Source organism: Bacillus paramycoides (genome assembly GCF_038971285.1).
Taxonomy (GTDB): Bacteria; Bacillota; Bacilli; order Bacillales; family Bacillaceae_G; genus Bacillus_A.
This window is the reverse complement of the sequence record NZ_CP152427.1, coordinates 953,428-965,195: the sequence shown is the minus strand read 5'-3', so window position 1 is coordinate 965,195 and position 11,768 is coordinate 953,428. Positions and strand designations below refer to the sequence as shown.

14 protein-coding genes and 2 pseudogenes are annotated in these 11,768 nt (G+C 34.8%); 10 read left to right on the top strand and 6 right to left on the bottom strand.

Translation table 11 applies throughout. The annotated features are described in order from the left end of the window. Positions 1–85: 85 nt before the first annotated feature. Positions 86–640 (bottom strand): HPP family protein, encoded by a 555-nt coding sequence (locus AAG068_RS04925; protein WP_166703696.1) that lies wholly within the window; start codon positions 638–640, stop codon positions 86–88. Positions 641–757: 117 nt separating this feature from the next. Continuing rightward, a complete protein-coding gene (locus AAG068_RS04920; RefSeq protein WP_306187202.1) occupies positions 758–1,342 on the bottom strand; it encodes a CGNR zinc finger domain-containing protein in 585 nt (194 codons plus the stop codon). Between the two features lie 432 nt (positions 1,343–1,774). Here AAG068_RS04920 and AAG068_RS04915 point away from each other — a divergent pair, with 432 nt between their 5' ends. Further along, positions 1,775–3,181 (top strand): alpha/beta hydrolase family protein, encoded by a 1,407-nt coding sequence (locus AAG068_RS04915; protein ID WP_342718371.1) that lies wholly within the window; start codon positions 1,775–1,777, stop codon positions 3,179–3,181. A gap of 344 nt (positions 3,182–3,525) precedes the next feature. On the opposite strand, the gene AAG068_RS04910 is transcribed toward AAG068_RS04915, so the two are convergent. Continuing rightward, a complete protein-coding gene (locus tag AAG068_RS04910) occupies positions 3,526–3,771 on the bottom strand; it encodes a hypothetical protein (RefSeq protein ID WP_048526481.1) in 246 nt (81 codons plus the stop codon). A gap of 199 nt (positions 3,772–3,970) precedes the next feature. Here AAG068_RS04910 and AAG068_RS04905 point away from each other — a divergent pair, with 199 nt between their 5' ends. The 6 genes and pseudogenes from AAG068_RS04905 (at position 3,971) to AAG068_RS04880 (ending at position 6,076) form a co-directional block, all read left to right on the top strand. Beyond that, entirely contained in the window at positions 3,971–4,096 is a 126-nt protein-coding gene (locus AAG068_RS04905) for a YjcZ family sporulation protein (protein ID WP_000540385.1), read from the top strand. 202 nt (positions 4,097–4,298) lie between these two features. Continuing rightward, entirely contained in the window at positions 4,299–4,640 is a 342-nt protein-coding gene (locus AAG068_RS04900) for a PadR family transcriptional regulator (RefSeq protein ID WP_342718370.1), read from the top strand. Continuing rightward, positions 4,633–5,115, top strand: a complete 483-nt coding sequence (locus AAG068_RS04895; protein WP_342718369.1) for a hypothetical protein — start codon at positions 4,633–4,635, stop codon at positions 5,113–5,115. Before AAG068_RS04900 ends, AAG068_RS04895 begins: the two co-directional genes overlap by 8 nt. Beyond that, the gene (locus AAG068_RS04890; protein ID WP_342718368.1) at positions 5,112–5,639 is read left to right on the top strand and encodes a permease; all 528 of its coding nucleotides are present in this window, start codon (positions 5,112–5,114) and stop codon (positions 5,637–5,639) included. Before AAG068_RS04895 ends, AAG068_RS04890 begins: the two co-directional genes overlap by 4 nt. Beyond that, positions 5,636–5,719, top strand: a pseudogene (locus AAG068_RS04885) (class D sortase); the annotation flags it as partial. The gene AAG068_RS04890 and the pseudogene AAG068_RS04885, both read left to right, overlap by 4 nt. A gap of 156 nt (positions 5,720–5,875) precedes the next feature. Then, the gene (locus tag AAG068_RS04880) at positions 5,876–6,076 is read left to right on the top strand and encodes a hypothetical protein (protein WP_060489065.1); all 201 of its coding nucleotides are present in this window, start codon (positions 5,876–5,878) and stop codon (positions 6,074–6,076) included. 186 nt (positions 6,077–6,262) lie between these two features. On the opposite strand, the gene AAG068_RS04875 is transcribed toward AAG068_RS04880, so the two are convergent. Further along, a complete protein-coding gene (locus AAG068_RS04875) occupies positions 6,263–7,738 on the bottom strand; it encodes an MDR family MFS transporter (RefSeq protein ID WP_342718367.1) in 1,476 nt (491 codons plus the stop codon). Positions 7,739–7,880: 142 nt separating this feature from the next. On the opposite strand from AAG068_RS04875, the gene AAG068_RS04870 reads away from it, so the two are divergent. Then, positions 7,881–8,456 (top strand): TetR/AcrR family transcriptional regulator, encoded by a 576-nt coding sequence (locus AAG068_RS04870; protein ID WP_342718366.1) that lies wholly within the window; start codon positions 7,881–7,883, stop codon positions 8,454–8,456. Positions 8,457–8,566: 110 nt separating this feature from the next. Beyond that, a pseudogene (locus AAG068_RS04865) lies at positions 8,567–8,725 on the top strand (EamA/RhaT family transporter); the annotation flags it as partial. Between the two features lie 188 nt (positions 8,726–8,913). Here AAG068_RS04865 and AAG068_RS04860 read toward each other — a convergent pair. After that, positions 8,914–9,681, bottom strand: a complete 768-nt coding sequence (locus AAG068_RS04860; RefSeq protein WP_342718365.1) for a TSUP family transporter — start codon at positions 9,679–9,681, stop codon at positions 8,914–8,916. Between the two features lie 261 nt (positions 9,682–9,942). Here AAG068_RS04860 and AAG068_RS04855 point away from each other — a divergent pair, with 261 nt between their 5' ends. Beyond that, a complete protein-coding gene (locus tag AAG068_RS04855; protein WP_342718364.1) occupies positions 9,943–10,728 on the top strand; it encodes a TrmB family transcriptional regulator in 786 nt (261 codons plus the stop codon). A gap of 163 nt (positions 10,729–10,891) precedes the next feature. Here the strand turns inward: AAG068_RS04855 and AAG068_RS04850 are convergent, their stop codons facing one another. Beyond that, complete coding sequence (locus AAG068_RS04850) at positions 10,892–11,740, bottom strand: hypothetical protein (protein ID WP_000908107.1); 849 nt, start codon at positions 11,738–11,740, stop codon at positions 10,892–10,894. Positions 11,741–11,768: the final 28 nt, after the last annotated feature.

The window sequence follows — 11,768 nt, the reverse complement described above, 5'->3', positions numbered from 1 at the left end:
ATTACGACTAAAGGCTTTTTTCTATATAAAAATTAAAACATAGTAAAAACGACATACTTACTCAAATTGTTTTTCGCTTTATAAATTATATCCAAAAAGTCGGATAGTTCCTTTTACTACTCATATTATTAATAAATAAAGCAATAACTACAATAACAAGGGAACCAACTAAAACCGGCGTTACTAAATAACTCCAACTGTATGCTCCTAAAATAACGACAATTGGATCAGCCCCTGCCGGAGGATGCGTTGTTCTTGTTAACATCATAATAGCAATCGACATACCCACTGCTAAAGCAATTGTCCAATACTCATTCCCAAATAAATGATATATTGATAGACCAATGAAAGTTGAAATCAAGTGTCCTCCAATAATATTACGCGGCTGAGATAGCGGTGCATTCCAAACTCCAAACGCTAATACACAACTCGCTCCAAATGGGGCCATTAGTAGTTCTGTAGAAGTTATGCTCGTTAAATATGTTAAGGTAAGAATCGTTAAAAATCCCCCTAATAATCCCGTTAAAGAGTCCTTTATATTTACTTGTAACGGACTTCTTCCTTTCCCTTTCATTTTTGCAAAATATCGTACACTTATTGGTTGAGCCTCTTTCTGCTTAGCTGTTGTTATATTATCCATCATTCTCCTCCTTTATTTACCAATAATTATATTCTGAACAAACTAACCAGTCAATATTAATTTTAGAGGTTAGTTCAAAAGTACAAAAAAAAGAATCAACTGTTATAAGTTGATTCCCTAAACTTCTTCAGATTTTCGAACTTGAAATTTTGCTACCTTTTTTCGATTCCCACATATTTTCATAGAACACCATTTTCGTTTTCCGCTTTTATCTATAAATAATAAAACACAGTCAGGATTTGAACACCTTTTAAGAGAAATAAGCTTATTTTCTGCTATTAACGTTAAAGCATCAAGCGCAATTAACGATACAAGTACATCCTCAATTTCTCCAACTGGAATAGGTACTAAACTCTGTTCAATAACTTTATATGTAAATGGTGCCTTCTCAATTTGTTTTTCTAAATACGTAATAAAATCATCCGAAATTTCATGCTGATCGGCAATTGCCTCAAACTGTTTTCTCAGTAATTCTCTTAGCTCTAGTATGCTAGATGTAACTTGATTCATTCGCTCTTGAATTCCTATAAGTGTTTTTTCATTCCAAAAAGGAAGATTAACCTTTATTACATGTAGCCATTCTAATACATCTTCATCTGTTATTAATAAATCATAACGTTGTCCACGCCTAACTAACTCTGTATTCACTAAATCTAATGAGAGATTTCCAGAGATAAGCGGGAATTGTTTTCTTTCCTGCATGTACTCATCACCTACTCTTTAAACAATCATATTCCAAATTCATACAGAAGTGCAACTTTTTTATAAACTACACAGTATGAAGATCAAAGCCTTTAGCCATAATTATGACGAAAGGCTTTTTGTATACAACTTAAAAAGGAGCTGACTTTATGGAGCATAATAAAAACGGGATGCTTGCTTTAATCGTTTTATTTGTAGGACTAGCTTTTTTTGTTTTCGGTATGGTTTATCATTTATGGGGAACGGTTTAAAAATAAATAGTAATTTATTTAAGAAAAAGTACTCGTATGAGTACTTTTTCTTGAGATGACATATAAAAACATTCTAAACGTACTTACATGCATACAATTGCCAATGATGGTTATATAATTGAGAAGATTATAAATTATCAATCTATATTTATATGATTTGGAAAGGAGCTAAAAGCTAAAAATGTTAGAAATCATTTTTGTTGCTGTATTGCTTGCATCTAGCATCACTCCCATCTTTATCGAACGAGGTTTGACGAAAAAAAATATAGTCATTTTACTGATTAATTATGCATTCTTATTTGCCACCATCATTGTAATTGGCGCAAACTGGCGTATGATCCCCGCCTATTTCTTATTGTTCGTTTTAACATTACAAGTTTTTTTGAAACCAAAAACTACAGCCGTTTCTAAAAAGTTAGTGATGAAAGTTTTAAAAGGTTTAGGAATTATCGTAACTGCTATCGCAATGTTTACATTACCTTTACTTTTTCCGATCATAACACTCCCTGAGCCTACTGGAAAATATACAGTAGGAACGAAAGAGTTTCATTTAATTGATACAAATCGAAAAGAAACCACTGTACCAAATAGTCATGGAAATCGTGAGTTAATGATACAAGTATACTATCCTGCCGAAAAAGGATCAGGGAACCCTTCTGCCTATTTTAAGAACATAAACGAGCTGGCTAAACAATTGGCAGTAACAAACGGTGCTCCATATATCGTAACGACACATTTAGGGCTGACAAAAACACATTCTTATCAAGATGCTAAGCCACTTCAAGCTAAAGAAAAATTCCCCCTCCTTTTATTCGGCCACGGTATGGGATTATATGCTCAACAAAATACATTCCAATTAGAGGAATTAGCTAGTCAAGGCTATGTCGTAATCGCTCTTAATTTCACAGGATACGCAGCAACAACGATTTTCCCTAACGGAAACCGTATAGACTCTATACCAATTGACTATACTCCTACTGCCTTAAATACCATAGTTCAAAAATGGGAACAGGATACTACTTTTGTTTTAAACGAAGTAATAGAGGGGAATTTCGATAAAAGTTTTAAAACGATTGCAGACTTAATCGAATATAACAAAATTGGAATGTTCGGTCACTCTTTTGGCGGAGCAACTTCCGCACAAATGTTAGTAAAGGATACGCGTATTAAGGCTGCAATTGATATGGACGGCGGATTGTATGGAGACCCGTTGCCTAAAGATGGTCCTCAGAAACCATTCATGTTGATGAACGCTGAAGCTACGATTCATTATATGAAAGAAGCGGAGAATCAAAAGACAACCGGAATCCAAAATGAATTATTGGAAATATCCTATTTAAGAAATAAGACGATTGAAAAACCTGGTGTATACACAGTAGTAATTCCAAAAACAAATCATACTAGTTTTACAGATTTAGCAGCATTTTCACCTATTATTAACGAACCAGACGAAGATGTAGCCGCAAATTATACGCTCATTAATAAACTAGTAACTAGCTTTTTCGATCAAACTTTAAAAGGAATAAACGAAAATCATTTAGAAGAAATTCAGAAGCAACATCCTGACCTTCCTCTCATTAAACACTAATAATCATTTTCCTAGTTATGTAACCCCTCCTTATGTGTGAGGGGTTTCTACTTTCACACAATTATAAAAAAAGGCCCCATCACTGGGGCACTCAAAAAATAATATAAATAAATGAATTAAAACAAATAACAGACAACTAAAATATATACGATTCAAATTATATAATCTATATATATGCAAAAATACATAAAAATATTTACTATTACATGTTATACTAAAAAAGGAGTCGACAATCGTTATTTTCTTCTTAGTTTTAAAGCAATATGGATATATACCTTCTTATCGCATTTGGATTGTACAAGCAAAAGAAGACATCTTAATTGATGTCTTCTTTTCTTATATTTTTATGAGTTCCTTTGAGCAGATGCTCTCCAAGCACGAAAAGATGTTGGGTGTCCAGAATGAGCTCTTTGCTTTGCAGCAGCAACAGCTGGTTTTTCTTCAATAGTCTTTGGTTGTTCTTCCACAATCGCTGATTTTTCTTCAAGAGTAGTCACAGCTGTTTGTATTTTTTCCAACTGCTCTTTTAAAGCTTGCTGTTCAATCTTTAAATCCGTAAGTAATCGTAAAATCATTTCAGAATTGGCCATAAAGATCCTCCTTCCCCCAATACACAGAATAAAATACAATATGTCATCAGCATAATACTCGTGACAAAAATAAGGTCGTCAACTCTTTTAAAATCTAAGCTCCTTTTATTTTTCAAAAGGACCTGCTCAAGTCTATCCGTAAAAACATAAAGTGAATTAAATCCATTAATTAATGGTCTTTAGGGAAGGAGGAGTTAATATGGGCTATGGCGGTACTTGTGGCGGAGGCTGTGGTTTCGGCGGCGGATTCGCTTTACTAGTTGTACTCTTTATTTTATTAATCATCGTTGGGGCTAGCTGTTGGGGCGGCGGATTCGGCTGCTAAAGGAAGGCACTCTTGAGAGTGTCTTTTTTTGTGTTTTTGGATTTACAGGGCCTATACATATTGATAGTTTACAAGCGCTAAAAACCACTATGAAAAATTAAACTTTTTACAATTGACATAACACTTCCTGCACCATATACTGTTAATAACAGTATACTATCATTAACAGTATTAATCGTAATTCATTCTAGGAGGAAGATCCATGAAACATACAGGAAGACATACAGGTGCATTTCTTTTGTTATTTTTAGCTGAGGGCGATAACTACGGCGGACAATTACTGCAAAAGTGCGAGGAAGAACTTCCCGTCAATCCAATCGATAGCGCCATTTTATATCGCACACTAAAAAAATTAGAAAACGAAGGTGCAATTGAATCTTATGTAAGCACAGATCATCAAGACAAACCGAGAAAGATGTACAAAATTACACCTGCTGGAAAGGAACAACTAGTAGACTTTCAAATGGATATTGAAGAAAAAATGAAGAACTTATCCTTTTTCTTAGATAAATATAAAGACTTAAAGGAATCCAATCATGATTAACGGCGTGATCCTTTACACTTTAGCCATTATTCTTACGGGGATTTCTTTTATGAAGGACCGCACGAAGACGAAAAAAGCTCTAGTGAAGTCGTGGAAAATGTTTCGCAATCTTCTACCTGCGATGCTTTCCATTATGCTTTTCGTTGGCTTATCGCTTTCTATATTAACGCCGTCTTTCATCTCTTCTATTATTGGGGAGCAATCAGGGTTTATCGGCATTGTTTATTCAGCAATACTCGGCTCAGTTGCACTTATTCCAAGCTTCGTCGTGTTCCCACTTGGTAATACGTTAGTACAACACGGCGCAGGCCTTCCTCAAGTTGCGGCACTTATGTCTACACTCATGTCAGTAGGGCTTACAACATTACCGATGGAACAAAAGATATTCGGGCGAAGCTTTGCTTACGCACGTAATGCATCTGCATTACTCATGTCCCTCCTATTCTCCTATATCATTTGGGTGGTGATGGTATGAAGGAATTAAAAAGATATCGCTTCTTTTTCATTTTACTACTGGGACTCTTTGCCTTAACCTTTATAAATCAATCTTTAGGATGGAACGCATTACAATTAACAGGAAATAGCATTTTAGATATGCTGTTTCTCCTTCCTCCTGTCCTACTATTTGTAGGATTGCTTGATCAATGGGTGAAGAAAGAAACGCTCATGAAATATATGGGTGAAAAGTCAGGTATATACGGAATCTTATTTTCTCTATTATTAGGAGGCATTGCAGCTGGTCCTCTCTACGTCGCCTTTCCAATTGCAGCACTACTCTTACAAAAAGGCGCAAGCATTCGGTACATCGTATTTTTCTTAGGCGTTTGGACAACTGCGAAATTGCCCATTCTCGTGTATGAATTCTCTTCATTTGGAGCTACTTTTACACTCATTCATATTTGTTTCGGGCTAGTATTCTTCTATGTAATGGGGATTATTTTTGAGAGGTTTTATGATCAGGGGCAGTTACTTCGGTATGATGTTACGGAGGAAATGTAACATTAACAACATGTTACCCTTTTAACTACATTGGTGACGCCCCAGATCGATACATCATTGAATCATCTTTAATTACTACTTATAAGGAGCTGTCCCACGAGTCATCTTTTGACCATGTGACACCTCCTTTTTATTTTAGAAACATTACCATAACCTTAATTCGACACAGTATAATAAATGTATAATACAAAAATTTCCATGTTCTTGTTTTGTAATATTTTTTGGAGGTGATTATCTTGAGTAAAAACGTGAATTTACTTCTTCAAATAGGAATTGGAATTATCATTATGATCGCACCTATTATCATCATAGGATTAATGTATGATGGATCGACAGCTATGGGTAATTTATTAGTTGCCGAATTTATAATGAGAATACTTTCCCTTATTATCGGCCTTTTAGTCATTAGCAAAGCTTTACATCGTTATTCCCAATAGTTATTCATCCTCAAAAAGGAAAGCCATTGAACATACAACATTTATACAAATAAACTAACGATTATATTGTGTCCTCCATTGAGATTACACCGATCATTCTTCTGTATTAGAATATCCAAGACAAATGTTACGAAAGAAATGTAAAAAGACACCTTTCCTAGAAAAGATGTCTTTTTTATTTGAACCTTAATTCTCGTTCTGTAAAACCCTCGCTGCCGCTACTCCCTGTTTCTCTTCTTTTAAAAACAACGATACGATAAAAGCAACAATGATAAAGACTAACCCTAGTGCAAATGCACCTTGGAATCCTGATGTTAAACCGTTTAGCTTCTCTACTGGATCCATTGGATTTGCGGAGCTTTCCATATAGCTAGCTGTTCCTGAAGACATTTTCGAAATAAAGATAGCCGTACCAATTGCGCCAGCTACTTGTTGCAACGTACTAAACAGTGCTGTTCCGTGTGGATATAAATCTGGTGTTAATTGATTTAAACCGTATGTTTGTGCCGTCATGACAAACATGAGTCCAACCATTAATACGCTATGCATGACAATAATTTGTACCATTGATGTATCAGGAGTAATGCCTTTAAATAAGAACATTGCAATCCCCACTAACACAATACCAGGAACGATAATAACTTTCGGACTAAATTTATCAAATAGTTTACCCGCGATCGCTCCCATTATGGCGCTAATAACACTTCCTGGAAGCATGATAATTCCTGATTTAAAGGCTGTAACGAGTAACACTGTTTGCAGGAACATCGGTAATAAAGTCATCGTTGAAAATAATGACATCATCACAATGACGATTAATCCAACTGATAATGTAAACATCGGAACTTTAAATGCGCGTAATTCTAAAATTGGATTCTCAATTTTCAATTGTCGAACGGCAAAAATACATAATGAGATAAGCCCAACAAGTAAAGTGCCATACACTTTCGCATCAGACCATCCTAAATCACCCGATGCACTAAAGCTATACACAAGTCCTCCAAATCCTAATGTCGATAAAAGGATTGATGGATAATCTACTTTTGGTCTTGTTAACTCGGAAACGTTTTGAATGTACTTCATACCAATCATAATTGAAATGATCACGATTGGAATAACAATATAGAATAACCAGCGCCAATTTAGTGAGTCTACGATTACTCCAGATAATGTAGGACCAATTGCTGGAGCTGCCATCATCACAAGTGCGATTAATCCCATTGTTGCACCACGTTTTTCAGGCGGACAAATAATTAAAATCGTATTCATTAATAACGGTGAAATTAACCCTGTCGCTACCGCTTGGACGATACGGCCGACTAATAAAACGGAAAATGTCGGCGCAAATCCCGCAATTAATGTACCAGCTAAAAACGTTACCATAGCGATTAAAAACATTTGTCTCGTTGTGAGCCATTGCTGAAGTAACGCTGTAATCGGGACTAAAACACCAACTACTAACATGTAAGCTGTAGAAAGCCATTGAATCGTTGAAGCTGTTACACCAAATTCTTTCATTAATACTGTTAACGCATTACCAAGTAACGTTTCGTTTAATAATGCAACCATTGCCCCTAAAAGTAATGCAATTAAAATGGGGGTATGTTTCAAATTAGAAGTATCAACTTTGCCACTTGCAGGGCTCTTAGTTGTCATATTCATTTACAAATTCTCCTCCTGTTTCTTACTAAAAAAACTTTAAATACACCTAAACACATATAATATAATATACATATGTAGATTAAAAAGGGAGAATCAATTTTCAGCCACTGTATATTTAATCTACAAAAAAGGAGAATTGTAGATGAACGATAATGAAAAACAACTTGATTTACGTATTAGACGTACACATAAATTACTGTGGGATTCCTTATTTGAATTAATGACGCAATCAAAACAGAAATATAGTACGATCACGATTAACCAAATATGTGACCGCGCGATGGTACACCGAACAACCTTTTATAAACACTTCGAAGATAAAGATGCTTTATTAGCATTTGGATTTAAACGATACAGCAAGATGATTGCTGAAATACCGGTTTCAGATCGATTAAGTAAACCATTTCAAGTGATGGAACAATTTCTACACCATGAAGAAATCGGTAAAATATTAGAGACGCAAATGTCTGATGAACAATTCATTAACCGGACACAGTATTTAAGTCACGAAACGAGAAAACAAGAAATAGAAGCGTTACATCAACTGCGCAAAAATCATACGATGCCAAATGATCTAATCATTGAATTTTATTCAGGGGCAATCACCTCATTAAGCGCATGGTGGTTTAAAAATGAAAGAAAAGTTTCTGCTGCTGAAATGGATAAGTATCTCCACCAACTTATTAACCGGGATATTTTTCAGTTTGAAAAGGAATAACTTTCCCATCCCAAAAAAACGCCTATATGAAATAGGCGTTTTTTTGTACATACTACATACCAATCTTCTTCAAATTCGAACTTTCAATAATCGAATGAGAATATCCATCTTTTTCAACTCATACACATATAGGCCTTATCTTTTCATCAGAACCTGTATTTTCCGCAGGTTTTGCTTTCGTTTTCACTGTTGAAGCACTCACAGGAAAAGAATACTTAGGGGCGACGCTTATATTATTGCGGGTTATTTATAAGAAGAATGTAGAATAGGTATTTCATAAAGATAGATAAACATACCCCAGAAAAATATGAGTTTATATTATTTTCATTCTCTTCACTTAGATTTTCTTTTAAATGAGACTTTTTTAAAGAAATTCCCCTGTTATCTTCTTATACTTTATGTAGTCTTCATATTTAACCTTTTCTACGTTCTTTGAAGAAAAGATGTCCAAAATTACTTACTGAATATAGTCATACAGATTTTTCGCTAACAATAAACAAGTTACTGTAATGAAAAGAGCGCGAACATACCCGCTTCCTTTTTTTATAGCAAATCTGGAGCCAACGACTCCTCCAGCAATTTGAGCAATCCCCATTATAAAACCATACGCATAGTTTACTTGCCCTACATACATAAATATCAACAATGCACCAACATTACTTCCTAAATTAAGAAACTTCGCATTACCTGCTGCTTTTAAAAAATCATACCCAATAAATAAAAGAGCAAACATTAAAAACGAACCTGTGCCAGGCCCTAGAAATCCATCATAAAAACCAATAGCAAAAATAAAAAAGGTAAAAATAATGACGTGTCGACCAGATAATTTCTTATGAGTAGAAATACTACCCCAATCCTTTTTAAATATCGTATAAATAGCGACTGCACCAAGCATTACCAGCATCAATGGCTTCAGTACTTCTGGGTTCATTAAATGAACAGTCCATGCACCTACTATAGAGCCTATGAAAGTGATTGGAAATAATTTTAAAGCCGATTTCAAATCAAGATTACCAGAACGATAAAATACAATATTACTAGTTGCACTTCCCATTGTCGATGCTAGTTTATTAGTCGCTACTGCACTTGCTGGATTCAGCCCTGTAAATAATAAAGCTGGTAAGGCAATGAGTCCACCACCACCTACAACTGAATCAATAAATGCAGCCACAAACCCAAAAACAATCAAAATCATTAATACAGATGGGTCTAAATAAAAATCCATACTAGTAGCCTCCCCTTTAGTCACTATTGTAATAGTAACTACCAATTTGCTAAATGTAAAGAGTTATTGTAACGTTGAAATATAAAGTGAAACTTTAATCAGTGGGGGGCTTTGTTCATCCCCCACTGATTATTAGTTGAACCAATCGGGCTTTTACGGGCAGTTGATCCCCACCTAACTTCTTTGCTTCCGCTGAATTTTGAGGTGGGGGTCTTACTGCCCGTTAAAGCGGGATAAAAGCAAACATCGGAGGACAAAAAAGTGGACTACATAGTGCAACAGCTTAAAAAAATTGGTTTTAATGAATATGAAGCTAAATCTTATGTATCTCTTGTGAAACAAGGGCCTGCTACAGCCTATCAAGTAAGTAAGGATTCAGGTGTCCCAAGAGCGCGAATTTATGAGATTTTAGGTAACCTCGTAGAAAAAGGAATTGTCATGAAGGAAGAAATAAATGACACCACTCGCTATTCACCTCTACCTGTTGAAATCTTTTTACAGAAAGCTCAATCAGAATGGCAGTCTACTTATGAAGGAATCAGTGATTCATTAAAAAAACTCGAAACTTCCGAGGAAAAAACGGATAATCGAGTGATTACTTTAAAAGACAACAAAACAATCATTAGCTATTGTCAGGCATTAATAAAAAAAGCAGAACACCGTATTGTCATTTCAATGTGGGATGAGATGTATGAAGCGTTAAAAGAGGAACTATCTGAGGTAGCTGATAAAATTTCAGTACAAGGTATTACCTTACATGTTGAAAATCCAATTAAAAATCTAGAAGCTCATCGTATCACACCTTATACAGAAACCCTCTCTACAGAACATTGGTTTATTGTATCGATAGATTCTAAAGAGATGATTTATGGACCATCAATTGAAGAGCGTAATATTGCTTTTTATACAGATGATCCCGTTCATATATACTTACTTGAGGATTATATATGGCATGACGTTTTAGTAAATCGACTTGTCCGACGTAGCCAAGACGATTTGGAGCAATGGATCACTGCAGAGAGACGATCTTTCTTTATGGGGAAATAAGAAGTATATTCAAGAGCAAATCAAAAAATTTGCGTATTAAACCCAACAACTTCTCCTTACAAAAATAGCCGACTATTATAGAGTAAATAGTCGGCTATTTTTATATAAATTTATACAGACACTGCCATTTTCCCTTCGCTAAATATTCCCATTAATCCAGCGATTAATGAGATAAACGCTTCTCCCACTCTTTCACCTTTTCAATTGTTACATCTAATTTCTTAGCCACTTCCTCTATACTCATTCCTTTAAAGAGCATTCCAGCTGCCGAAAGTGCTTTATCAATTTCTTCTTGCTTCTCCTGTTCATATAAACGACCCACTTTTGTCATCCGTAACCACTCCTTTACTTTTTTCGCGTAGTCTTCATCAATAAATTTATCTGTAGCTACAAGAATTCCGGCAATAACTTGAATTTGTTCTTGCTCATCGGAGATACATTTTGCTACTTCTATCGTCTTCTCAATTAAAATTTGTCTTTTTTCTCTGCTATGCATAAGTGGTACAAGTATCAATTTCATGGTTTCTTCATCCGTCAAAGATTTTCCTTCTTCCATTTTTTTAATAACCTTTTGAAGGATAGCATCACCATTATATTCGCTTAGTAAAACCGCTTTGGAATTTAAACGTATACTAGATACATCTATTTCTTCTATTGGATTCATTACCTCACTTGTATAAATAACCACGATTCGAATATCCGGTAACTCTTTATTCTTATTATAATAACGATACATAATTTGATTTGCATAATCCATATACTTCAAATGGTTTTCAAGGAAACGGGTATTACTTTCATACTCTAACATTAAAATTGAACCATCTTCCATTTCAAATAAAGTATCTGAGCGCCTTTGATCTGCACGAACTCTCGAGAATTCATTTAATAACAGCTCTTTTATTTTTGGAAAGCCTTTTAATCCATATGCTTCAAGCCCTTTATCCCTATAACATTCACTTAAAAACTTCATAAGAATATCTTTATTATGATAAGAAATATCATTCCCTGCCAATAGCTAATCCCCCTTAACTATTAGTTAC

What these genes read in the sequence shown, in the direction of transcription:
- AAG068_RS04910 (WP_048526481.1), bottom strand. Translation starts at nt 3,771, where the DNA reads ATGGCCAATTCTGAAATGATTTTACGATTACTTACGGATTTAAAGATT.
- AAG068_RS04895 (WP_342718369.1), top strand. Translation starts at nt 4,633, where the DNA reads ATGATTAACGGCGTGATCCTTTACACTTTAGCCATTATTCTTACGGGG.
- AAG068_RS04860 (WP_342718365.1), bottom strand. Translation starts at nt 9,681, where the DNA reads ATGGATTTTTATTTAGACCCATCTGTATTAATGATTTTGATTGTTTTT.
- AAG068_RS04900 (WP_342718370.1), top strand. Translation starts at nt 4,299, where the DNA reads ATGAAACATACAGGAAGACATACAGGTGCATTTCTTTTGTTATTTTTA.
- AAG068_RS04870 (WP_342718366.1), top strand. Translation starts at nt 7,881, where the DNA reads ATGAACGATAATGAAAAACAACTTGATTTACGTATTAGACGTACACAT.
- AAG068_RS04920 (WP_306187202.1), bottom strand. Translation starts at nt 1,342, where the DNA reads ATGCAGGAAAGAAAACAATTCCCGCTTATCTCTGGAAATCTCTCATTA.
- AAG068_RS04925 (WP_166703696.1), bottom strand. Translation starts at nt 640, where the DNA reads ATGGATAATATAACAACAGCTAAGCAGAAAGAGGCTCAACCAATAAGT.
- AAG068_RS04905 (WP_000540385.1), top strand. Translation starts at nt 3,971, where the DNA reads ATGGGCTATGGCGGTACTTGTGGCGGAGGCTGTGGTTTCGGCGGCGGA.
- AAG068_RS04875 (WP_342718367.1), bottom strand. Translation starts at nt 7,738, where the DNA reads ATGAATATGACAACTAAGAGCCCTGCAAGTGGCAAAGTTGATACTTCT.
- AAG068_RS04915 (WP_342718371.1), top strand. Translation starts at nt 1,775, where the DNA reads ATGTTAGAAATCATTTTTGTTGCTGTATTGCTTGCATCTAGCATCACT.
- AAG068_RS04890 (WP_342718368.1), top strand. Translation starts at nt 5,112, where the DNA reads ATGAAGGAATTAAAAAGATATCGCTTCTTTTTCATTTTACTACTGGGA.